We start from the raw sequence: 23,101 nt of genomic DNA on the forward strand, positions 1-23,101 counted from the left end.
TCTTTATTACGAGCTCAAACTTACAATCTATAATTTAAAATTTACAAAGGTTTAGTACCATGACTCAAACCGGAGGGTAATTGTGACGAAAGTTTAAGCACTTTTGTAATATTTAATCTCGGCATCACCCCACAGATCTTCCACGCCGTAAAACTCACGTTTGTCGGTTCTGAAAACATGAACTACAACGTCCACATAATCAAGTAGTATCCATTCTGCATATTCAAGTCCCTCCTTGCGCCAGGGTTCCTGTTGCGTAGCTTTAAAAATTTCTTCTTCAATACTATTGGCAATAGCTTTTACCTGTGTTGATGAATCGGCATGGCAGATCACAAAATAATCCGATACCGAGCCCAATATATTCCGGAGGTCTAACCTTATAATATCATTCCCCTTTTTTTCCTGTATGCCATGTATGGCCAGCTCAGAAATATAGGCCGATTGATTTAACACTTTGTTTTTTACCATCAAAAAGAATTAGTTTTGAACGTTCTTGGGTTAAAAATTATTATACTTTGCAAAATAACATATTTTCGGCATTATTTGTTGGTCAAAATTTAGTAACAATTCAACAAGTTGACTCAACTAACACATTCCTTAAAACTTTACTGTCAAATTCCAAGCCATTGCCCGAAGGTACGGTCATTATGGCAGAAAGCCAATATGCAGGCAGAGGCCAGCAGCAAAATAAGTGGCATAGTGAGCCCGGAAAAAACCTTACTTTCAGTATTTTACTGACACCGGCGTTTCTGGCTGTGAGCGATCAGTTTGACCTGAACCGGGTTATAAGCTTGGGTGTTTACGAGGGTTTGTATCCGTACCTTGGCGATGAACTTAAAATAAAATGGCCCAATGATATATATTATGGCGACCGGAAATTGGGCGGTATACTCATAGAAACACACATACAGGGTACCCATATCAAGGATGCTATTATTGGTATTGGGCTTAATATTAACCAGGAGAATTTTGAATCTGGGGCTGGCAACGCCATCTCCCTCAAGCAAATCTTACACAGGGATTATGATTTAAAAACAATATTGTCAGAAATTTGCAGTCATATTGAAGCATATTACCTTAATTTAAGGGCGGGTAAATTTTTGTTTGTAAGAAATACTTATTTATCCCGACTATATTGGTTAAACGAAGCAAAGCCCTTCAGGTCAAACGACCAGGTTTTTGAAGGAGTTATAAAAAACGTAAAAGAAAATGGAATGCTGGTTGTTGAAAATAATAACGGGCAACAAGAGTTTAGTTTAAAACAAATTGAATTTTTAAATAAATAATTAAATGAAGAAAGTACTGTTGGTAATTGTTGCATTAGTGCTATGCGCAGGGGCTTATGCCCAGATCGAAACGCCTGTAAGATGGTCATACGCGGCAAAAAAGTTGAATGATAAAGAAGCTGTTGTATTTTTAAAAGCTACTATTCAACCCAGCTGGCATATTTACTCCCTTAATGTTAAAGATGGCGGTCCAATAAAAACTTCATTTGAATTTACACCTTCAAAACTGTACGCTCCGGTGGGCAAACCATCAGAGCCAACCCCGGTAACCAAATTCGAGAAAGCTTTTAGTATGAATGTAAGCTACTTTGAAAAAGAAGTGGTTTTTCAACAAAAAATAAGTCTTAAATCAGCATCAGTGGCCAGCGTAACCGGCAAGCTCACGTACATGACCTGTAACGACAAAAAATGTCTTCCACCAGAAGATGTTGACTTCACTATTCCTTTAGGCAAGTAATTTTACCTTAAGGAAGATAGCAATGAAACTATTAAAAAAGGGCGTTTATTTACGCGTTATACTGGCTACATTGATGGTACTGGCCATTTTTTGTTCCGTAGGCTCTGCACCAGCCTTAGCCGTACAAAAAAGTAAAGCGGATACCGTATCAACTACAGATGTTCAGTTTACGGATATTCCTACTGCTGCCGATAGCATAGCGATCAGGAAAAAAGCTGCCGACTCGGCAGCGAAAACACAGGCTGCGGCAAAGCAAAAGACGCAATCACAAAAAGCGCCATCAACAGAAAAACCAAAAACGCTTTGGCAGATATTTATATTTGGTCTGCTAGGCGGGTTTACTGCTGTAATATTGCCTTGTATATACCCATTACTACCATTAACAGTAAGCTTTTTTACCAAAAAAAGCGGTAGCCGCCAAAAAGCTATTGGTCAATCACTTATTTATGGGGTTTCCATCATTATTATTTATGTAACCCTGGGTTTGCTGATCTCTATTATTTTTGGCTCCGATGCACTTAATCAGCTGGCAACTAACGGTATATTCAACATATTTTTCTTCTTACTGCTTATTGTATTTGGTATGTCGTTCCTGGGCGCGTTTGAAATTACGTTGCCAAGTTCACTGGCTAATAAGCTGGATGCAAATGCAGATAAGGGAGGCCTTGCCGGCATATTCTTTATGGCATCAACCCTGGTAGTGGTATCTTTTTCATGCACCGGGCCAATTATTGGCACCCTGCTGGTTGATGCAGCTTCCAAAGGCGACAGACTGGGTCCAGCTATTGGTATGTTTGGTTTTGCATTAGCACTGGCCCTGCCATTCACCATATTTGCATTGTTTCCTTCAGCGTTAAAAAGCCTGCCAAAATCAGGGGGCTGGCTCAATAGTGTAAAAGTAGTTTTGGGTTTTCTGGAATTGGCTTTCGCGCTTAAGTTTTTATCAAATGTTGATTTGGCTTATCACTGGAACTGGTTCGACAGGGAAATATTTTTGTCGCTATGGATTGCCATTGGTTTGTTGATGGGGCTTTATCTTATTGGTAAGATCAAGTTTTCGCATGACAGTGATGTATCTTATCTTTCTATCCCGCGCGCCTTTTTGGCTATCGTTGTATTTGCGTTTGTAATTTATATGATACCGGGTTTATGGGGTGCTCCTTTAAAATCTATAAGCGCATTTCTGCCTCCTGAGGCAACGCAGGATTTTAACTTATCAAGTATTCCGGGTGGTGCCGCAGCGCCTTCTTCAGCTCCCGCAGCTGTTATACCTGCGAGCATTGGTGAAAAGAAATATGCTAACAATTATACCCGGATAAAAACCCGTGGGCTTGATTCATGGTATGATTATGACCAGGCTTTACAAGTGTCAAAGGCTACACATAAACCTATCTTGATTGACTTCACCGGATTTAACTGCGTAAATTGCCGTAAAATGGAAGCCAATGTTTGGTCGGATCCGGGAGTTTTCAAGCGATTGCGCGATGATTTTGTACTGCTTCAATTGGTTGTTGATGATAAAGCCTCTTTGGATGTAAAAGACCAGTTTGTATCAACCTATAGTGGCAAAAAAATAACTACACTTGGAGGTAAGTGGAGTGATTTGGAGGCCAGTCGTTTTAACTCTAACTCCCAGCCTTTATACGTGATGTTGGATAGCGATGGCAACTTTTTAAAAGATGCCACAGGTAAGGATATCCCAACTTCTCCGGCCGATTACGATATAGCCAGTTATACTAAATTTTTAGATAGCGGCATAGCAGCTTTCAAAAAGTAGGCACGGCGTTAAAAAATAAAATGTAAATTCGCGGCAAGTTTTAAAGCTTAGCCGCGTTTTTATTTAAAGGCTACTTTAAAAGCACTCAAATTTAAATTATTCAATTTTTTAAAGGTAGGGCCCCTAATGCCCGTATCAGGATAAAAAATGACGCAGATTAAAAATATCGGACTTTTTACTTCAGGTGGCGACGCGCCGGGAATGAATGCTGCCATCAGGGCGGTTGTACGTACGGCCATATACTATGGTATTGAAGTAACGGGCATTCGCCGGGGTTATGACGGCATGACCAAGGGCGATTTTATACCCATGAATCGCAAATCGGTTTCCAATATTATACAACGCGGAGGTACTATTCTGAAAACAGCGCGCTGTGACAATTTCAGAACGCCTGAGGGGCGCAAACAAGCATTCGATCAGTTACAAAAACATAATGTTGATGCCCTGGTGGCTATTGGGGGCGATGGTACTTTTACCGGTGCAAAAGTATTTGGCAGTGAATACGATATTCCGGTAATTGGTTTACCCGGTACTATTGATAATGATTTGCTGGGAACCGATTTCACCATTGGTTATGATACAGCCATTAATACGGTTGTTGAAGCGGTGGATAAGATCAGAGATACCGCCGAATCACACGACCGTTTATTTATTGTTGAAGTAATGGGCCGCGACTCTGGTCTGATCGCCCTGCGCACGGGTATTGCTGCCGGTGCCGAAGCTATACTTATCCCCGAAAGTAAGGGTGGAATGGAAGGGTTATTTAATCGGCTTGAACATGGCCGGAAAGATAAGACCTCCAGGATTGTTATTGTAGCCGAAGGTGAAGAAGCCGGTGGTGCTTTTGAGGTTGGCCGCCTGGTTCAGGAAAAATTTCCGCATTATGATACCCGCATCTCTATATTAGGACACATACAACGTGGTGGCGCGCCAAGTTGTATGGACAGGGTATTGGCCAGCCGTGTAGGAGCTGCTGCAGTTGAGGCTTTAAGAGACGGGCACCGTAATGAAATGATAGGTATTATTCATAACGAGATAGCCTATACTCCATTTGAGCACGCCATTAAACACCACATCGAGATCAATCCCAACCTGTTAAAACTGGTTGAAATACTGTCTATGTAAGTTTTAGCCTTCGCGGTTATTTTCCCGTGAAAGTGTGATCAACTATGAGGCGTATTACATCGTCTATTTCGGTGCTTACAATTTGCAGATAATCAATAATTTGTTTGTTCTCGGGGTTGTTGGGGTTTTCCCTGTCGATAATATTAATGAGCCCCAGCATGCTGGCAACAGGTCTTCTTAACTCATGGGAGCTCAGCGAGGCTATGTTGCGCATACGTTTATTTTGGCTCAGCAGTTCTTGTTCTATTTTAAGCCGCTCTGATATGTCATGGGCAAAACAGCCAACACCTTTGATCTCGCCGTTTGAAGCAAAAATAGGGTTAAAGTTTACCTCGTAGAAGGCAGGATTTTTGGCTTCATCATCAACGCTTTCTAAAACAAGGGTATAATTTTCGCCATTTAATGCCCGCTGATAATAGGCGCTCCACTCGTCAATAACCTCCTGCGGAAAGCCCATGTCTTTATAAGAATATTCCCCTTTTTGCGGATATACGCCTGTCATAGCCTTTATTTGCGCGATATAGGCATTGTTCATATAAACATAGCGGCTTTCTGTATCTACCGACCATATTTTATCATTTGTATTATTGATCAGCGCTTCCAGGTTGTTTTTGGTCCACAGTGCATCTTCCTGCGCACGCATCTCATAAGTAACATTCTTGGCAAATACGGTTAAGCCCTTGGCAGATGGGTAAACTGCCGTACGGAACCATTTATTCAATGGGGCAAAATGTACCATAAACTTTACGCTTTCCTGTTTGGTTCGCGCTTCACGATACGCGGTTTCAAAAGGAGTATTAATGAGCTCAGGAAACAGATCCCATATTGTTTTACCCAATAACTGTGCACGGGGCTTTCCCCATACTTTTTCAAACGCGGCATTCACGCGTACAAACCGCCATTCGTTATCAATAATAAAAAACGAATCAGTAATGCTTTCAATAAAAGTATCCAGCTTTTGAGCGGTGTCCCTGATCTCAGCTTCTATCTTGATCTTCTCCGTTACATCGTGGCCAATTCCCTGTATCTCGCACACCTGGCCGGTTTCATTAACTATAGATATCAGTTCCCATTCGGTATCATGCAGATTGCCGTGCACATCGGGTTTTTTGTGCAATAAGCGAACAACCTTACCCGGATTATTGAGACATTCCATAAAAGCAGTCTCGCAAAGATGGGATTCTTCGGGTAAGCTTGTTATCGAAAAATGCTGACCTAAAACATCTTTGGCTTTATATCCTAGGGTTTTTAAATATTGTTTATTAACAAAAGTATAATTTCCATCAGTGTTTATTCGGATCAAAAAACTAGTTTGTGAATCAATAAGTGAATTTAGGAACTGCTGACTATGTTCGGCGCCGGTTGATGCTGCGGTAATGCAGATCGGTTTTGCCGGTGTTTCTTTAATGGTGCTTAATAGTATCTTGTGCCCGGTAGCCTCATCGGTAATGAGACTTTTTTTATCGGTAATACTTTTAATGATTTGTTGAGGGGTAGTTATCTGATAACTTAACTCAATGCTGTTGTTCTCTGCGAGATTATTAACGAGGGATTTTATGCCCGCAAGATGCTTTTTGGGGATCAGTTGATCCCATGCGTCATTATTTTGATAGAGCTCCTGAGCAGTTATACCCAAAATGGTATCTATGCCAGGCCCTATAAACAGGTACTTTTGCTCATGGGTATCATAAGCCAGTACGCAATCAACGGCGTTAATAGTTGTATGGTTTAACATACTATAAATTAATGGTAAGGGGGGCTACCAATTAAATATAGGATATTTATTTCACAACTTGTTCATCTTATTCACGTAATAATTTAGTTGCAACCTCATTCCAGCTGTTTACACGTTCAAAATCGGTGATCAAAAGATTATGTGGCGAGGTAAATAATAGCTTGCGGCCTTTGAAGGTGACAAAATTTTTGATGCGGTCATCAATCATGATGTCAACGTCCAAAATCTTGTGACCGCAAAAAATAATATTTGTCCAGGAAATAAAAGGGAAGTGTTCATTAAGCCAATCCAGCTTATCTTCCAATGAGTACTTAAATTCCATGGCAGCCGAAGCAATGTACACATCGTACTTTTCATGTAATGCTTTCACCACTTCCTGGCAGTCTGGCATCACCGGCAGATCACGGAAAAAGCCCCTTTCGTTGATGTATTCCCTGAGGGAGGCGCTCAGATGGGGTGGGAGTATCTCCCTAAACTCTTTACCATGCATATCGCCCAGCGATATTTTAGTTTGATGCCGTTCATCATACAGGGTAATAAATTTGGCAATGGTATCTGCCATTACCTCGTCCATATCAATAGCTATGCGTAGTTTTCTGTTTAAGCTCATGGGCCTGAAATTGCGATTTTTTTCAATTACACCATAACTTGTTCGGGCTAAATAAATAATTAATTACAAGGGTTTTAAATTATTACAAATAATTTATACCTTTGCATCCCCGCAGAAAGTACTCCGGGGACATGTTGAATACATAAAAAGAAAAAATGGCAACTAAGATCAGACTGCAAAGACACGGTAAAAAAGGCAAACCTTTTTACTACATCGTAGTAGCAGATGCCCGCGCTCCACGCGACGGTCGTTTCATTGAGCGTTTAGGTTCATACAACCCAAACACTAATCCTGCAACTATCGACATTAACTTCGACAAAACTTTAGAATGGGTTAACACTGGTGCCCAGCCAACAGATACTTGTCGTGCTATCCTTTCATACAAAGGTGTGCTTTACAAAAAACACTTAGAAGGTGGTGTTAAAAAAGGCGCTTTAACCGAAGAACAAGCTGCAGCTAAATTTGCAGAATGGACTGAGCAAAAAGAAGGTAAGATCACTGGCAAAAAAACCAGCTTACTATCAGCAAAAGACGAAGCGCGTAAAGCTGCTTTGGCTGCTGAAGCTAAAAAGAAAGAAGAAAAAGCTGCTGCTATTGCTGCTAAAAACGCTCCTGTTGCAGAAGAAGAAGAAGCTCCGGCCGAAGAAGCTGCTGCTGAAACAGACGCTGCTGAAAGCGCAGAATAATTTTTTTGAAGAAGTAAGGAATTTAAAGTCCGACTTCTCAATTCTCATCAAAGGCGAAGCAAAACAGCTTCGCCTTTGTTTTTAAAAGCTATTTTTTATGAAAACCGAAGATTGTTTCCGGGTAGGTAGTATATTAAAAACCAAGGGCCTTAAAGGAGAGATGCAGATATACGTTGATTTTGACGGCCTGGATGCCATTAAGTTCGACGCTTTATTTGTAGATATTGCAGGTAAACTGATTCCTTACTTTGTAGCCTCCATTAAATATCTGCAAAAGAATAATGCCTATTTATACCTGGAGGATGTAGATGTTATTGAAAAAGCAGCCATGCTGGTAAAAAAAGACATCTACCTACCCAACAAGCTAAAACCCAAAAAGAAAAAGAGCGAATTTACCCTGAACGATGTAAAAGGCTTTATTGCAGTTGATGAAACCCACGGCGAACTGGGCGAAATATTGGAGGTGCAGGAATATCCTCAACAGTTGATAGCCACTGTTCAATACAAAAATAAGGAGGTAATGTTCCCGCTTAATGTGGATATTATAAAAGGTATTGATGTTGAAGGCGGCGAGATCTATATTGATCTGCCCGAAGGTTTGCTGGATGTTTACCTGGAAGGGTAGCTTCTGGAGTAAGGATAAAAGAGCCTGTAATAACACTGGCTTTTTTATTTGAAAATATTTTGTCAAATATACTTGACATTTGTAAAGCTTATTTTACATTTGGTAAATTAAACTTTACAACCATGAAATCACGATTCTTATTTCCATACCAGTTTAAGCTGCTGGGGTGGTTTTTAGCAGTACCAGGATTTGTTTTAGGTTATTTTGTATTATATCATGAATATAAGATACCAGGTTTTGAATTACGATTGAGAGACAAGGATGCCCTGTTTGTACCATCAATCGAGAATTTTACCAATGAGCTGGCGTTGATATTGGTTTTGCTGGGGCTGTTGTTTATTGCTTTCTCTAGAGAAAAAAAAGAAGATGAGCTAACAGTTAGGATGCGTTATAATGCGTTATATTGGGCCATACTAATCAACTATTTAATTTACGGTGTCTGGTTGGTTGTTGCACTTGTACACGATCTTTTTTTCTTTAACAACCAGGTCCGGGTTCTGAGTAATTTTTTTACAGATATATTGCCCATATGGATATATAACCTCTTTACACCGCTTGTTATTTTTGTGATCAGGTATTATTATCTGCGGTACAGTAAAAACAACGAATACAAGATTGATAAGTTGTTTTATTTGCCTTATAAGCCCTTCAAAGTAATAGGTATATCAGTATCTATTGTAATGCTGACGGGGATATTATTGTCATTTATAATAAAATGGGTGAGTGGCAACAGAATTAATGAGGATATTCTGGAAGATATGATGCTTTTTTTACCATTGGCATTACTGCTTTGGACCTACAGCAAAGAAAAGAACGAAGATGAATTTATCGCAACCCTCCGTTTAGAGTCAATGCAGTTGGCAGTATATACAAACTATATTATTTTGCTGGTAGCTAATTGCTTTTTATTTTTCACAGATTTTATGGTATTTATGTTTATAAACCTGAGCACCATTACGCTTTTCTTTGTGATACGGTTTAACTATATATTACGGAAGTACAACAAAGCAACAGAACAGGGGGAGCTGGCGTCATGAAAAATAACATCCGCGTAGAGCGCGCTATCAAAAATATTACGCAGGCCGATCTGGCCGATCAGGTAGGTGTATCACGCCAAACCATCAATACCATCGAGAGTAATAAATACGTGCCTTCAACTGTGCTGGCTTTAAAAATAGCCCGCATATTTGAAAAACCTGTTGAGGAAGTGTTTATATTAGAGGATGAAGATTAAATGAGCCAATAATGAAAACAAAAACTTCATTTGCACCCATGCTGGCTATAGCCAACGGGGCAACCAGCATTGATTTTTATAAAAAGGCTTTTAACGCTATCGAAAATTTTTGCCTTCGAAACGATGATGGCAGCATACACGTGGCCGAATTTACTATAGACGGCGCTATGTTTCACGTTCATGAGGTAACGCAATTTAGCGGCACCAAAACGCCTGCGAACGCTGGTGGGGGTACGGTTAGCGTTGGTTTAATGGTTGATGATGTACATGCCGTTTTTGATAAGGCCATTGCTGCCGGCGCTACCCTGATAATGCCTGTTACTGATTTTGAATACGGTTATCGCCAGGGGGAATTTACAGACCCCTTTGGTCACCGGTGGATAATTGAAAAAATTATTTAAGGAGGAGAGTCAAGAAATTAGAATCAGGAATCAAGAAAAATCAAATAGAAAAACTTGTCATCCTGAGGAACGAAGGATCTATTCAATGTAATGCACAGTTCAATAGCAGATCCTTCACTTCATTCAGGATGACAATTTGTTTAAAGCACATCGATCAATAATCTGCATATTTGCACATGCGTTTTGATATCATATCCGTTTTGCCCGATCTGTTGGTAAGTCCGTTTGCACACTCCATTTTACAGCGTGCCCAAAAAAAAGGCATCGCCGAAATTTATGTGCATAACCTGCGCGATTACTCCACCAGTAAACAAAAAAGCGTAGACGATTATCCTTACGGTGGTGGCAGCGGTATGGTGATGACCATTCCACCTTTTGCGGCTTGCATTGAAAAATTGAAAGCCGAGCGGGAATATGACGAGATCATTTTCATGTCGCCGGATGGTGAGCGACTAAATCAGGCTATCGCCAATCAGCTTTCCATCAAAGGCAACATCATTATTTTATGCGGACATTATAAAGGTATCGATCAGCGTATCCGCGATATTTATGTAACCCGTGAAATTTCCATTGGCGATTATGTACTATCGGGTGGCGAATTGCCTGCTGCTGTTTTAGTAGATGCGGTGGTGCGTTTGATCCCCGGTGTGCTAAGTGATGAAACATCCGCCCTGAGCGACTCTTTTCAGGATGATATGCTCGATGCCCCGGTATACACCCGCCCGGCCGACTGGAATGGTCACAAAGTGCCCGATATTCTGCTGAGCGGCAACACACCCGAAATTGAAAAGTGGCGTTTCGAACGAGCTTTGGAGCGCACCAAAGCTCGTAGACCCGATCTGCTGGAGTAAATCGAGTTAGAGCAAAAGGTAATACTATTTTACAATTGTTTCTTGATTTTTTATAATTGCTAACCACGCTCGTAATCAATAAAATCAACCAAAAACCACCCATATTTTGTTAGTAAAAAACAAAATGTGGAAATTTTTAAAATACACTTTCATATATTAAAAAAAATCCCTATAATTGCAATCCGATTTTTACGGGCTAAAAATCGCTTTAAGAGCTAAAAATCATGGATTTAGTAAAATTTGTTGAAGAGCAATCAGTAGAAAAAAAGCAGTTTCCTTCCTTTAAGGCTGGTGATACTGTAAGTGTACATTATAAAATCAGAGAAGGAAATAAAGAACGTGTTCAGCTTTATCAAGGTGTTGTTATTCAACGTAACAGTGCTGGTACTACTGAAACATTTACCGTTCGTAAAGTTTCAAATGGCATAGGTGTAGAGCGTATCTTCCCTATCAACTCTCCAAACATTGATAAAATTGAAGTGAACAGCGTAGGTAAAGTACGTCGTTCTAAACTATACTACCTGCGTGCCCTTACCGGTAAAGCAGCCCGTATCAAATCAAAAAGAGTTTAATTTCCCTTCTTCGTTTATAACGGAAAAGTATTTGATATTGCAAAAGGCCTTTCTGGATATTTATCCGGGAAGGCCTTTTTTATGGGAAAAATTTTATTTGTCTTATTGATTTACCTGGGATATGTATGTTTGATTTCTCTCCATGCGTCATTGCGAGGAGGAACGACATGGGAATCACCTAATTACAGAGCGGCTCATTTTATCAGGGATTGTCAGGCTCCGCTCAATGAGGTGGAAGAACACAAAAAAGCCGGTCATAAACCGGCTTTTACAATATATCGCAATAAATAATTACTCCTTTTTACCTTTGGGTGTTTTAGCTGCAGCGGGTTTTTTTGGCGCCGCTTTCTTTGCTGGCTTTTTAGGCTCTTCGACTTTAGGATGATCAATTACCAATGGTAATTCGCCTTGATGAGCTTCGTTTTCAATTATAGTTAGCTCTTCTTCGGCTATTTGTTCTGCAATAGGTGCCGAGGCTGTTAGCGATTCTATGGATACCGGTTTGATAGCAGGCTCCTCTGCAGTGGTAACCGCGGTTAACGCGCTGGGCAACTCGGCCAGAACAGTACGGCCGCCTTTAACTACATCGCCAATGTTTACCAGTATTTTGGAGCCAAGGGGTAAAAATACGTCCACCCTCGACCCAAACTTAATAAAGCCAAACTGCTGGCCCTGTTCCACAATATCACCTTCTTTTACATACCATACAATACGGCGGGCCAATGCTCCGGCTATCTGCCTGAATAATACCGATACACCTTCACGGTTTTGAACAACAACGGTAGTACGCTCATTTTCGGTTGATGATTTAGGGTGCCAGGCCACCAGGTATTTGCCTTTGTGGTATTTAAAATAACTTACCACGCCCGCTATTGGGTTGCGGTTTACGTGTACATTTACCGGCGACATAAAAACGGATAGCTGGATGCGTTTGTCTTTCAGATATTCGGTTTCGTCAGCTTCTTCTATTACCACAACCTTACCATCGGCAGGGCAAAGTACAGTAGTTTCGTCTGTAGTAATATCAAAAAACGGACTGCGGAAAAACTGCACGATAATTACAAACAGTAGGAACGATAAAATGTACACGATCCATTTTAATGCGTGTGCCTGTGGCAGGTAAAACTGTATTAGGGCATTTAATACAAAAATAAACAATACTGTTATGGCCAGTGAAGTATATCCTTCTTTATGAAAAGTCATGTTACGATGTTTTATTGTTTGGGTATCAATTAGCTAGTATCAAGTATCACGACAACTTTGCAGGCAATACAGAAAGTGAGAAAATCTTGATACGTAATACTAGCTACTTGATACTATTATTTATTTACAAAACTACTAATTTGAAATGAAGTATAGGTACGCGTAAACAATTGGCGCGGCTAATAAAAGCCCATCGAACCGATCAAGCAAACCACCGTGTCCAGGTAATATCCCGCCACTGTCTTTCACATTGATGCTCCGTTTAAACATGGATTCTACCAGGTCACCCAGAGTGCCGAAACAGGATATTAAAACAGCTATGCTTGCCCATTGTTTCCAGGAAAGCTCTGCATAATAATGGCTCATAATCAGTGCCGCTACCGCGCTGATCACCACGCCACCAAAAAATCCCTCCCAGGTTTTCTTGGGCGAATGGCGCTCAAACAGTTTGGTTCGCCCAAACGCGCGGCCAGCCAAATAAGCCCCGGTATCATTGCTCCACAACATGATCAAAAAGCCCATGGGGATATGAAAGTTGAAACTTCCGCTTATAAAGGCCATGGCGTGAAAAAATATAAAGGGCACAACCGCTAAAAGGATCCCCAAAAAAGTAAAACCCAAGTTAGGAAACGGGTTAGGCGATTTTTTATACAACTCCTGTATATAAATTGCACTTAAGGTTACCGGCAATAAAAAGATAAGTTTCCATTCAGGAAAATAGTATTGGGCAGCGAAAAACAGGAATACCAAGAAACCATTAATGAGCCCACTTTCGCGACTGGGTTTAAAACCCCCTTCGCGTACCAGTTTGTAAAATTCAAACAAACAAAAAGAAGTAAGTATCAGGTAAAATGCACTGAATACATAAGAGCCCAAGAAAACGGAGCCCAGCATTACGATAACAAAAAAGAAGCCGGTAATGGCGCGTACTTTCATTAATTTTGAATTAGTGAATTAGTGATTTTTGGAGCAAAGAGTAAGGATATTTGGAGTAAGTATTTTTTATCTTTTCTGTATTCATCTTTTGCTTCTATAAAACCATCGGTCTAAATATCCTTGCTCTCAAAAACTTTACTCCCAAAATCATAAATTAATTTGATTGAGAATCATGATCTCGATGGCTTTGCTAAAATCCTCCTGGTGAATGTATACTTCTATATTGCCAAAGGCTTTGTGTGATGAATCTTGCTTGTTGATCAAAACCGTATCAATATGATGGCCGGTTAGTACCTGTTTAACAATTTCTGATTGATAAAAATTGGACGAAGTAAAAATTTTGATCCAGCCTTTTTCCATTAAAAATCAAACATGGGCCTTTTGAGCGCTATATTCCTGTATATGTAAAGCAAAATTAAAATAATTATCAAGCTAAACACATATGCGCCATAATTAAATACGTGCTGATCGTCGGGATTGAGCTTGATAAGTTTGTGCTGATACAGATATGTGATTAGCACTGCCGAACCATTATTTAAAAAATGCGCCCAAACGCCCGTCCACACGCTGCCGCTCCAGGCTACAAAATAGCCAAAGAAAACGCCCAGTGCTACGCGTGGTAAAAACGAAAAGAACTCCATGTGAAAGGCGCTGAACGCTATGGCCGTGATCCAGATAGCAGCGTGGGTATTGCCGGTCCATTTAACAAATATGGTTTGGATACATCCCCTGAATAAAAATTCTTCGGCAATAGCGGTTAATAAGCCAACAGTCAATATAGCAAAAAGCAGGTCGCCAATGTTTTTCATGCTCAGCATGGCATCGGTAGCTTTCTGAGCCTGCTGCTCCATGGTACGCATCAAATCCTCAATGGCTTTAAGAGGAGCAGGCAGGGTAAGTTTTTGATTCAGATTAACCAGTACCTCCATCACTGGTGATGAAAACAGCATGATCGCGAATACCAATACCAATAAAACCGGTGGGAAATTAAAGGTTGATTTTAAATAGGTTCGCGTATCGCGTACAATAAAACGGGCAAATAGTACAGGGATTACAAATAATGGAATAGTGGTACTCACTATTTGTAATATCCACAGGCCGTTTTTTACATTGGGGTTTGCAATGTTAAAAGTGCCGACATCGGCCCAGGTTTTTGCTCCATAAAGCAGGGTGGTGATGCCTTTGGCTACAAAATAACCTATCCCGGGAACAAAGATCAGGAAGAAGAAAATAATCAGTAATTGTAATAGTGGATATATATCAGTCTGATAGGTTTGTGTTTCCTTAGTGGGGTCTTTTATCATTTGTTGTAAAATTCGTATTTTTGCAGGCTAAAGATAAGCATGTCTGTACAAATAGGAAATATTGATTTAGGTGAGTTCCCGCTGTTGCTGGCGCCGATGGAGGATGTGAGTGATCCACCCTTCCGTTACGTGTGCAAGCAAAACGGCGCGGATATGATGTATACAGAGTTTATCTCATCAGAAGGATTGATCCGTGACGCGGCCAAGAGTCGCCAGAAACTGGATATATTTGAGTATGAGCGCCCCATAGGCATCCAGATATTTGGCAGTGATATAGACCACATGCGTGAGGCTACCGAGATAGCTACGCTGGCCAAACCCGATCTGATGGACATCAATTATGGCTGCCCCGTAAAACAGGTGGCTTGCCGAGGTGCCGGAGCCAGTTTATTACAGGATATTGACAAAATGGTGGCGATGACAAAAGCTGTTGTAGAAGCTACACATTTGCCGGTAACCGTAAAAACGCGCCTGGGTTGGGATGATAATACCAAAAACGTGTACGAAGTTGCCGAGCGCCTGCAGGATGTGGGGATAAAAGCCCTTACCATTCATGGCCGTACCAGGGCACAGATGTATAAAGGCGTGGCCGATTGGTCGCTGATACGTGATATTAAGAAAAACCCCCGCATACAGATCCCGATATTTGGTAATGGCGATATCGATTCGCCCGAAAAGGCCGCTAACTGGCGCCTGGAGTATGGCGTGGATGGTATGATGATAGGCCGTGCGGCGATTGGTTATCCCTGGATATTCCGCGAGGTGAAGCATTTTTTTGCCACTGGCGAACATCTGGACAAGCCAACCATCACCGAGCGTATTGCTGCCTGTACTACCCATTTACAAAAATCAATTGAATGGAAAGGCCCTAAAACAGGTGTTTTTGAAATGCGCAGACACTATTCCAACTACTTTAAAGGCATCGAAAACTTTAAAGAATATCGTATGAAACTGGTAACAGCCGGTACATTGGAAGAGCTCTACGAAATTTTAGCAGAAATTGACGAAAAATATACTGTTGAGATGGCGTAATATTTGTTTAGATGTTTATATTTGGAACTAAACAGAAACAATTCACATGGTTACTACTATAACTGAGGGTGTTAAGGTTTCTATCGAGACCGTATATCAGCCCGAATATTCAAATCCGGCTAATGACCATTTTATGTTTGCCTACAAGGTGAATATCGAAAATATGAGTAACTATGCTATCCAACTGATCAGCAGGCACTGGTATATTTTTGATTCAAACGGGGCGAAACGTGAAGTGGAAGGCGAAGGTGTGGTAGGCCAGCAACCGGTTATTGAACCAGGGCATGCGCACGAATACGTATCGGGCTGTAACCTTAAAACCGATATGGGCAGCATGAAAGGCGAGTACCAAATGAACCGTTTGTTGGATAATGCTTCTTTTAATGTACAAATCCCCGAATTTTACCTGATCGCCCCATACAGGATGAATTAGGGAAAAGAATCAAGAGATTAGAGTCAAGAATCAAGATATAAAAAATCCCGGTTTGATTTATCAACCGGGATTTTGCGTATATATAACATTAAATTTGGGGAAAAGCGATTATCTGTGCCTTTCATGCCCTTCGGGCCTTGGAGCTGGATGTGGTCTTCCGGGTGCGGGATGTCTTACCAGCTGTCTTGGTGCACGGGCCATGTTGTTAGCCTGTGGATGTTGGGCCGGTTGATGAGCATTACCTGCATTAGGATTGTTACCTGTTTGCCATTGGTGCGGAGTCCTTGCAGGCTGGTTGGCCGGTGACGCGCTTTTATTAGCATTATCCTGGTTGGCCGGATTGTGGTTATCAGGATTGTTGTTGGCTTGTGGGCGATTGTTGGGGTCGGCATTGTTATTTGTGCCGTCGGGCGATGAGGTCCGGGCTCGGCGACCTTCGGTATTGAATCGGTTTCCATCCACCTTATTCATGGCTGCTGTAGCCGGGCGACCATTATTGGCCGACGCAAACTGGTTATGATCTTTACCCGCCACCTGCTGATGGCTCACCTGATCATTGGTTGGTTGTACGTGTTGTTCGCGGGCTGCGGCCAGCTCTTCGGGCCTTGCCTGGGCATTTACACCGCCAGGGCCGTTAAAACTGGTACGGTTTACAGTTACGTTATTATTGATAACCGTTTTGTTGATGTAGGTATTGTGTACCACGGTATTATTTACATTAACCACAGCGGTATTGTACTGGAAGGAATTACCGGCCCATCTGCCGCCTACATAGCCTGCACCGCCATAACCATAGCCATAGTTTACACCGCCATAGAAACCAATGTGCCTGCCCCAGTAACCCTGGTGAAAAAGATACACGCCACCATCGTATCCCCAATAGCCGGGGGTCCACAGGAAGCCCACGCGGGGGGGAGCTACCCAAACACCGGGTACCCAGTAATAGCCACCATCGTCGGCATAAGCCCAGTAACCGGGAGTCCATAAATAGCCATCAACAGGGCATGGGGGTTGTGCGTAAACCGGTAGTGCCGGCGGGGCTATCCTCACTGATACACCAATGCTTACCTGTGCATGACTTTTAACTGCCACTAACGATGTTGCCAGAAGCAGTATGAATATTTTAATGTTTTTTTTCATGTCGATAAATTTTAACCAAACCTATAGGGGTAACATGAATATTACATTAAGATTTATCACGACTTAAATAGCTCTTCATCAAAGCTTCATGAAATTGTAAGTTGCTGAAAAATAAATAAATATGATAGATGGGTGTGACTGGCAGAGCGGCTAATGACCCTTGCGGTTTTTAAAGCAGGCTATTTTTTTAATTGTATATATAACATATAAAAAATACAAAGCGTATTTTTATTTTAGCAAAAGATGCTTTGCGCCTGGCAAAGTAACATCACCAATAATATGATAAACCGTTATGGATAATTACCATTATGATGCCATTGTTGTAGGTTCCGGAATTTCGGGTGGATGGGCGGCAAAAGAGCTTACCGAACAGGGTTTAAAGGTATTGATGCTGGAGCGCGGACAAAATATTGAACATATAAAAGGTTATACCAATGCTACCAAGGCTCCCTGGGAGCTGCCGCACCGCGACGTGGCGCCGCAATCAAAAATAAAAGAGTATACAGTGCAAAATCAGGCCCACGGGCTTAATGAAGCCAATATGGATTATTGGGTGAACGAGCAGGAAAGTCCGTATACGCAGGTTAAGCCCTATAATTGGCGCAGGGGTTACCATGTAGGTGGCCGCTCCTTAATGTGGGGCAGGCAGAGCTACCGCTGGAGCGACTTTGATTTCGAAGCCAATACCAAAGAGGGTATCGCTATCGACTGGCCCGTTCGTTATAAAGATATTGCACCCTGGTATGACCATGTGGAGCGTTTTGCCGGCATTAGCGGTTCGCTCGAAAACCTGCCGCATTTACCCGATGGACAGTTTCAGCCCCCCATGGAGTTGAATTGTGTGGAAAAGGACGTATCGGCTCGTATAAAAAAACAATACAATGGTCAGCGGCATATGATCATCGGGCGTACGGCTAATATTACCCAACCATTACCCGGCCGAACCAATTGCCAGTACCGAAATAAGTGCGCGCTGGGCTGTCCGTTCGGTGGATATTTCAGTACACAATCGTCAACACTGCCCGCTGCAATGGCTACTGGTAACCTTACGGTTCGCCCATGGTCAATAGTTACCCGGGTATTGTATAATAAGGATACTCAAAAGGCCACAGGTGTAGAGGTGCTGGATGCTGAAAACAATAAAACCTATACCTATACCGCAAAGATCATTTTTTTAAACGCCTCCACTTTTAACAGCGCCTGGATATTGATGAACTCGGCAACGGATATATGGCCCGACGGACTGGGCAGCAGCAGCGGTGAACTGGGGCATAACGTGATGGATCACCACGTAGCCGGTGCTGCCAGCGGTATTATGGAAGGCTATGAGGATAAATACTACTTTGGCCGCAGGGCCAACGGCATATATATACCACGTTATCGCAATCTGTTTGGCGATAAACGCGATTACCTGCGGGGCTTTGGTTTCCAGGGATCTGCTGGGCGCGAAGGCTGGAGCAGGGAAATCGCGGAGCTAAGCATAGGCGCCGATTTTAAGGATGCGCTGACTGAACCCGGAAACTGGGCCATGTCAATGGCGAGCTTTGGCGAAGTACTGCCCTATCATGATAATAAGATCAGCCTTAATAAAGAGGTTAAAGATAAATGGGGACTCAATACTTTATCTGTAGATATTGAAATGAAGGAAAATGAGCGTAAAATGGAAGCAGAGTCGCTAGCCGACGCGGTAGAGATGTTTGAAAAAGTAGGACTAAAGAATGTGAAAGGTTTTATCGCCCGGAAAAACATAGGTGCAATCCATGAAATGGGTGCGGCGCGTATGGGGAATGATCCCAAAACATCGGTGCTTAATAAATGGAACCAGGTTTGGGATGCCAAAAATGTATTTGTTACCGATGGCTCGTTCATGGCATCCTCATCCTGTGTAAACCCATCCTTATCTTACATGGCCTTTACCGCACGAGCTGCACATTTTGCAGTTGAAGAGTTAAAGTTGGGGAATTTGTAAGTCGGAAAACTCGATAAAAAAAACATGCCATTGCTGACATGTTTTTTTTAAGGCCTGTTCGTTACGATCAGGTCAGAAGTCTTATTTCTTGATTATTGCCTCTCGTTCCTCAATTTCTTCTATTAAACAAAAACGAAGCATAGTAAACCAGCGTAGCCAGAGCACTTAGTGCGGCAACTACATAGGTCATGGCAGCCCACCAGAGGGCATCTTTGGCTTGCTCATGTTCCTGTGCGGTTTGCATGATGCTGTAGTTATTATCGAGCCAGGCCAACGCCCGCCTGCTGGCGTCAAATTCAACGGGCAGAGTTATAAAACTAAAAAAGGTAACCAATGCCAACGCGGCAACACCCACCGCCAAGACATAGGGGCTCTGGGCGAAGAATAATAGCATGATACCTATAAATAAAGTCCACTGGGTTAGGGTTGATGCCACGTTAATAACAGGCACCATAGCCGAGCGGAAACTTAACCACCCATAAGCCTGTGCATGCTGTACCGCATGACCGCACTCGTGCGCGGCTACTGCAGCGGCGGCAATACTTCGGCCGTAAAAAACATCCTGGCTTAAGTTTACCGTTTTAGTTTCGGGATTATAATGATCGGTCAATTGTCCTTCAACAGATATTACCTGTACGTCAAATATGCCATGGGCACGCAGCATTTTTACGGCCACCTCCTGACCTGAAAGGCCGGACAATAACACAACCTCTGAGTATTGTTTAAACTTACTTCGGAACCGCCACTGTACTATAAAGCTTATCAGAGCGATTGCGATCATCAGGAACCAGGCCGAATTGTAGCCGATATATCCAATAATTATTGATAAGTGATTCATTTGTTAATTCAAAAGTTAAAATTCAAAATCCCCGTCAATTTCTCTATTCAAAAACTATTCCGGTTTAAGCCAGTCGGCGAATTCAAAAATTAAGTTTCTTGTATGTAAGTACTTTTGAATTTTGAATTTTTCACGTTTTATTGTTTATGGTGTTCAAGAGTGCTTCGCAATTTTTACTTTTGACTTAAAATGAAGCCGTCTTTTTCATACTGGGAGCGCACTGCGTTTATTGATCAGGCCGATGTAGTCATTATCGGCAGTGGTCTTGTTGGCCTCAGCGCTGCGCTGCATTTGAAAAAGCAACAACCCAATTTAAAAGTACTGGTTTTGGAGCGTGGGTTTTTACCATCAGGCGCCAGTACTAAAAACGCAGGTTTTGCCTGTTTTGGTACAGTTTCTGAGCAAATTTCTGTCATCAATCAATCCTCAGAAGAAGAAGCCATGCGTTTAGTGGCCTATAAATGGAGTGGTTTACAGCGCTTAAGGGAAAACCTGGGCGATGCCGGAATGGATTATTACCAGTATGGTGGACACGAGCTTTTTATGAGTGATGAAAAAGCTATAGCTCAAAACTGTATAGAAAAAATCGGTCATCTCAATAAATTATTACAGCAAGCCATAGGCAAGCCTGACATTTATGCAGTAGCTGATGAAAAAATTGCAGATTTCGGCTTCGGCAATGTTAGTCACATGATATATAATCCGTTTGAAGGCCAATTGCATACCGGCAAAATGATGCGCGCCCTATTATATAAGGTATATAGTTTAGGTGTGCTGGTATTAAACGATTGCGAAATAACGGCTATTGAACCGGATGATAAACATTTAAGGCTCAGTACTTCGCAGGGTAACTTTAAAGCAGGCAGGGTGATATTGGCTACCAATGCTTTTGCCAGTCAGCTATATCCCGAGCTCAACGTGATCCCGGGCAGGGGACAAGTGTTGGTTACCAAACCAGTCCCCAGCTTAAAACTGAAAGGCACTTATCATTTTAACGAAGGCTATTACTACTTCCGGAATATTGATAACCGCATACTCTTTGGCGGCGGCCGCAACCTCGACTACAATGCTGAAAAAACCTGGGATTTTGGACATACCGATGCGGTAAAAGAGAAACTGATTTGTTACCTGCGTGAAGTAATATTACCGGGCCAGGATGTTGAAGTTGATTACTGGTGGAGCGGCATCATGGGCTTTGGTGAGCAAATTACTCCGATAGTCAAGCAAATACAACCCAATATCTATTGCGCTGTTCGCTGCAATGGGATGGGCGTGGCAATGGGGAGTTTAGTAGGGGAAGAGGTAGCGGAGCTGATGTTGAAAGGATAAGCCTTTTTAATTTAGCTCGTCATTGCGAGGAGGAACGACGTGGCAATCCCCGATATGCAGGGCCGCTTTACCGGGCGTATACGTATAGTATTGATATTCGTAATGGGGTGTTTGTGAGTGGAATAAGAAAAATCTGTCATTTCGAACGAGACACGAGGAGAGATCTTATACGTCTGGCTTAGCAAATAGTACAAGATTTCTATTCGCCCGCTAACACAAATCCCCACTTCGGCTCATCGAAATGACAAATTTGACAGAAATTTATTTCTTTCGAACATTATTGGTGTCGATCCTCATTGACATGAAGAGAATTGATTTTACAATCTAAACTTACACTCCTTCAATTACAACCTCCGGCGCCGGGTTCTCAAACCTCGTTGGCCGGTTGGCTTCGCCCCAGGTAGACAGGCAACACAGTACGGGTTTCAGGCTCAGGCCCAAATCGGTTAGCCGGTACTCTACTTTTGGTGGTACTTCGGCGTAAACCTGCCTGCTGATGAGTTTATCCTTTTCCAGTTCACGCAGTTGTAAAATCAGTATCCGTTCAGAAACATTGGGCATGGAATTTTTGAGCTGGCTATAACGCATGCTGCCCTGCAATAGCAATCGCCACAGGATCTGCGGTTTCCAACGGCCGCCGATTAGGTCGAGCGTATAGGAGGTTCCACAACCGGCCAGGATCAGCTGCTCATTTTCCAGGTTGGTGGAGGTTTCTTTTCTCATACTTACATTTATGTTAGTACTATACAAATTTATCAGTATATACAAATGTATGGGTTTGGCGGTAGCTTTGCAACAGTATTAAAAACAAACAGTAATGCAAAAATTAAAAGATAAAATAGCCCTGGTTACCGGAGGCAGTCGGGGTATGGGCGCGGCGATAGTAAAACAAATGGCCCGGGAAGGCGCCACCGTGGTTTTTACCTATGTAAACGGGAAAGAAAAAGCGCAAGCATTGGTGGATGAATTAACCAGTGAAGGATTAAATGTATCGGCGGTTAAAGCGGATAATGCTTTAGAGAACGAAATAACCTCGGCCTTAACGCAAACGGTTGAAAAATTCGGGAAGCTGGATATCCTGGTGAACAACGCCGGGGTTTATGGCGGCAAGCCGATGGAAGATCACACGCTGGATGATTACCGCTTTGTTATGGATATAAATGTAAAAGCGGTTTTTGAGGCGGCCATTTTTGCAGCGCAAAAGCTGGAAAAATCGGGCAGGTTTATTACCATCGGCAGTAATATGGCCGATAGGGTGGTTGCCGGACAAGGAACATTGTATTCTATGAGCAAATCGGCATTGGTTGGTCTTACAAAAGGGTTAGCCCGCGATTTAGGTCCGAAGGGTATTACGGTGAACCTGGTACAGCCCGGGCCGGTGAATACCGACATGAACCCGGCAGATGGCGGCCATGCCGATAAAGCACGCAGCTTAATGGCCATCCCCAAATATGGCGATCCGCAGCAGATAGCCGAGGTGGTGGCCTATTTAGCCGGTCCATCAGCAAGCTTTACAACTGGGTCTATCATGACCATTGATGGCGGGTTTAATAGTTAA

General features: G+C 42.3%; 25 protein-coding genes and 1 pseudogene. 16 read left to right on the forward strand and 10 right to left on the reverse strand.

The window, feature by feature from the left end; all coding sequences use genetic code 11:
* Window positions 1-93: 93 nt before the first annotated feature.
* Window positions 94-468, reverse strand: coding sequence for a ribosome silencing factor (rsfS, locus tag ACTJKG_RS03970; protein WP_172334137.1), 375 nt, complete (start codon window positions 466-468; stop codon window positions 94-96).
* A gap of 47 nt (window positions 469-515) precedes the next feature.
* On the opposite strand from rsfS, the gene ACTJKG_RS03975 reads away from it, so the two are divergent.
* The 4 genes from ACTJKG_RS03975 to pfkA all read left to right on the forward strand — a co-directional run bounded on the left by ACTJKG_RS03975 (window position 516) and on the right by pfkA (window position 4,645).
* Window positions 516-1,286 (forward strand): biotin--[acetyl-CoA-carboxylase] ligase, encoded by a 771-nt coding sequence (locus ACTJKG_RS03975; protein ID WP_172334136.1) that lies wholly within the window; start codon window positions 516-518, stop codon window positions 1,284-1,286.
* Between the two features lie 4 nt (window positions 1,287-1,290).
* Window positions 1,291-1,743: a protein-disulfide reductase DsbD domain-containing protein gene (locus ACTJKG_RS03980; RefSeq protein ID WP_172334135.1), complete on the forward strand. Its 453-nt coding sequence runs from the start codon at window positions 1,291-1,293 to the stop codon at window positions 1,741-1,743.
* Window positions 1,744-1,765: 22 nt separating this feature from the next.
* The gene (locus tag ACTJKG_RS03985; protein ID WP_440738422.1) at window positions 1,766-3,520 is read left to right on the forward strand and encodes a protein-disulfide reductase DsbD family protein; all 1,755 of its coding nucleotides are present in this window, start codon (window positions 1,766-1,768) and stop codon (window positions 3,518-3,520) included.
* Window positions 3,521-3,667: 147 nt separating this feature from the next.
* On the forward strand, window positions 3,668-4,645 hold the full coding sequence (pfkA, locus tag ACTJKG_RS03990) for a 6-phosphofructokinase (protein WP_172334133.1): 978 nt from the start codon (window positions 3,668-3,670) through the stop codon (window positions 4,643-4,645).
* Window positions 4,646-4,661: 16 nt separating this feature from the next.
* Here the strand turns inward: pfkA and ACTJKG_RS03995 are convergent, their stop codons facing one another.
* On the reverse strand, window positions 4,662-6,380 hold the full coding sequence (locus tag ACTJKG_RS03995) for a PAS domain S-box protein (RefSeq protein WP_440738423.1): 1,719 nt from the start codon (window positions 6,378-6,380) through the stop codon (window positions 4,662-4,664).
* Between the two features lie 67 nt (window positions 6,381-6,447).
* Window positions 6,448-6,990 (reverse strand): 5' nucleotidase, NT5C type, encoded by a 543-nt coding sequence (locus tag ACTJKG_RS04000; RefSeq protein WP_440738424.1) that lies wholly within the window; start codon window positions 6,988-6,990, stop codon window positions 6,448-6,450.
* Window positions 6,991-7,145: 155 nt separating this feature from the next.
* On the opposite strand from ACTJKG_RS04000, the gene ACTJKG_RS04005 reads away from it, so the two are divergent.
* From ACTJKG_RS04005 to rplS, 7 genes are all read left to right on the forward strand, one after another.
* Entirely contained in the window at window positions 7,146-7,676 is a 531-nt protein-coding gene (locus ACTJKG_RS04005) for a 30S ribosomal protein S16 (RefSeq protein ID WP_440738425.1), read from the forward strand.
* A 97-nt stretch (window positions 7,677-7,773) separates the two neighbouring features.
* Window positions 7,774-8,301, forward strand: coding sequence for a ribosome maturation factor RimM (rimM, locus tag ACTJKG_RS04010; protein WP_172334130.1), 528 nt, complete (start codon window positions 7,774-7,776; stop codon window positions 8,299-8,301).
* Between the two features lie 122 nt (window positions 8,302-8,423).
* Entirely contained in the window at window positions 8,424-9,338 is a 915-nt protein-coding gene (locus ACTJKG_RS04015) for a hypothetical protein (protein ID WP_172334129.1), read from the forward strand.
* The gene (locus ACTJKG_RS04020; RefSeq protein ID WP_172334128.1) at window positions 9,335-9,535 is read left to right on the forward strand and encodes a helix-turn-helix transcriptional regulator; all 201 of its coding nucleotides are present in this window, start codon (window positions 9,335-9,337) and stop codon (window positions 9,533-9,535) included. The genes ACTJKG_RS04015 and ACTJKG_RS04020 overlap by 4 nt, the downstream gene beginning before the upstream one ends.
* A gap of 11 nt (window positions 9,536-9,546) precedes the next feature.
* Window positions 9,547-9,936 (forward strand): VOC family protein, encoded by a 390-nt coding sequence (locus tag ACTJKG_RS04025; protein WP_440738426.1) that lies wholly within the window; start codon window positions 9,547-9,549, stop codon window positions 9,934-9,936.
* Window positions 9,937-10,112: 176 nt separating this feature from the next.
* Window positions 10,113-10,787: a tRNA (guanosine(37)-N1)-methyltransferase TrmD gene (gene trmD, locus ACTJKG_RS04030; protein WP_172334126.1), complete on the forward strand. Its 675-nt coding sequence runs from the start codon at window positions 10,113-10,115 to the stop codon at window positions 10,785-10,787.
* Between the two features lie 224 nt (window positions 10,788-11,011).
* A complete protein-coding gene (gene rplS / locus ACTJKG_RS04035) occupies window positions 11,012-11,359 on the forward strand; it encodes a 50S ribosomal protein L19 (RefSeq protein WP_166095341.1) in 348 nt (115 codons plus the stop codon).
* Between the two features lie 549 nt (window positions 11,360-11,908).
* On the opposite strand, the pseudogene ACTJKG_RS04040 reads toward rplS, so the two are convergent.
* The 4 genes and pseudogenes from ACTJKG_RS04040 to ACTJKG_RS04055 form a co-directional block, all read right to left on the reverse strand.
* Window positions 11,909-12,562: pseudogene (locus ACTJKG_RS04040) on the reverse strand (phosphatidylserine decarboxylase family protein); the annotation flags it as partial.
* A gap of 135 nt (window positions 12,563-12,697) precedes the next feature.
* Window positions 12,698-13,498 (reverse strand): phosphatidate cytidylyltransferase, encoded by an 801-nt coding sequence (locus ACTJKG_RS04045; RefSeq protein WP_172334125.1) that lies wholly within the window; start codon window positions 13,496-13,498, stop codon window positions 12,698-12,700.
* A gap of 147 nt (window positions 13,499-13,645) precedes the next feature.
* On the reverse strand, window positions 13,646-13,858 hold the full coding sequence (locus ACTJKG_RS04050; RefSeq protein ID WP_090473416.1) for a DUF2007 domain-containing protein: 213 nt from the start codon (window positions 13,856-13,858) through the stop codon (window positions 13,646-13,648).
* Entirely contained in the window at window positions 13,858-14,802 is a 945-nt protein-coding gene (locus tag ACTJKG_RS04055) for a CPBP family intramembrane glutamic endopeptidase (protein ID WP_172334124.1), read from the reverse strand. Before ACTJKG_RS04055 ends, ACTJKG_RS04050 begins: the two co-directional genes overlap by 1 nt.
* Before the next feature lie 39 nt (window positions 14,803-14,841).
* Between ACTJKG_RS04055 and dusB the strand changes: the two genes are divergently transcribed.
* Window positions 14,842-15,834 (forward strand): tRNA dihydrouridine synthase DusB, encoded by a 993-nt coding sequence (gene dusB, locus ACTJKG_RS04060; RefSeq protein WP_440738427.1) that lies wholly within the window; start codon window positions 14,842-14,844, stop codon window positions 15,832-15,834.
* Between the two features lie 46 nt (window positions 15,835-15,880).
* Window positions 15,881-16,267, forward strand: a complete 387-nt coding sequence (gene apaG / locus ACTJKG_RS04065) for a Co2+/Mg2+ efflux protein ApaG (protein ID WP_166095331.1) — start codon at window positions 15,881-15,883, stop codon at window positions 16,265-16,267.
* 108 nt (window positions 16,268-16,375) lie between these two features.
* Here apaG and ACTJKG_RS04070 read toward each other — a convergent pair whose 3' ends face one another.
* The gene (locus ACTJKG_RS04070) at window positions 16,376-17,407 is read right to left on the reverse strand and encodes a YXWGXW repeat-containing protein (protein WP_440738428.1); all 1,032 of its coding nucleotides are present in this window, start codon (window positions 17,405-17,407) and stop codon (window positions 16,376-16,378) included.
* Between the two features lie 292 nt (window positions 17,408-17,699).
* On the opposite strand from ACTJKG_RS04070, the gene ACTJKG_RS04075 reads away from it, so the two are divergent.
* The gene (locus ACTJKG_RS04075) at window positions 17,700-19,376 is read left to right on the forward strand and encodes a GMC oxidoreductase (RefSeq protein WP_440738429.1); all 1,677 of its coding nucleotides are present in this window, start codon (window positions 17,700-17,702) and stop codon (window positions 19,374-19,376) included.
* Between the two features lie 109 nt (window positions 19,377-19,485).
* Here ACTJKG_RS04075 and ACTJKG_RS04080 read toward each other — a convergent pair whose 3' ends face one another.
* Complete coding sequence (locus ACTJKG_RS04080) at window positions 19,486-20,214, reverse strand: zinc metallopeptidase (RefSeq protein WP_440738430.1); 729 nt, start codon at window positions 20,212-20,214, stop codon at window positions 19,486-19,488.
* A 189-nt stretch (window positions 20,215-20,403) separates the two neighbouring features.
* On the opposite strand from ACTJKG_RS04080, the gene ACTJKG_RS04085 reads away from it, so the two are divergent.
* On the forward strand, window positions 20,404-21,543 hold the full coding sequence (locus ACTJKG_RS04085; protein WP_440738431.1) for an NAD(P)/FAD-dependent oxidoreductase: 1,140 nt from the start codon (window positions 20,404-20,406) through the stop codon (window positions 21,541-21,543).
* 330 nt (window positions 21,544-21,873) lie between these two features.
* Here the strand turns inward: ACTJKG_RS04085 and ACTJKG_RS04090 are convergent, their stop codons facing one another.
* Window positions 21,874-22,266 carry a winged helix-turn-helix transcriptional regulator gene (locus ACTJKG_RS04090; protein WP_440738432.1) on the reverse strand — a complete coding sequence of 131 codons (393 nt, stop codon included), beginning with the start codon at window positions 22,264-22,266 and terminating at the stop codon, window positions 21,874-21,876.
* 94 nt (window positions 22,267-22,360) lie between these two features.
* Here ACTJKG_RS04090 and ACTJKG_RS04095 point away from each other — a divergent pair, with 94 nt between their 5' ends.
* The gene (locus ACTJKG_RS04095; RefSeq protein WP_172334117.1) at window positions 22,361-23,101 is read left to right on the forward strand and encodes an SDR family NAD(P)-dependent oxidoreductase; all 741 of its coding nucleotides are present in this window, start codon (window positions 22,361-22,363) and stop codon (window positions 23,099-23,101) included.

It is taken from the genome of Mucilaginibacter sp. 22184, from assembly GCF_052045695.1.
Taxonomy (GTDB): domain Bacteria; phylum Bacteroidota; class Bacteroidia; order Sphingobacteriales; family Sphingobacteriaceae; genus Mucilaginibacter.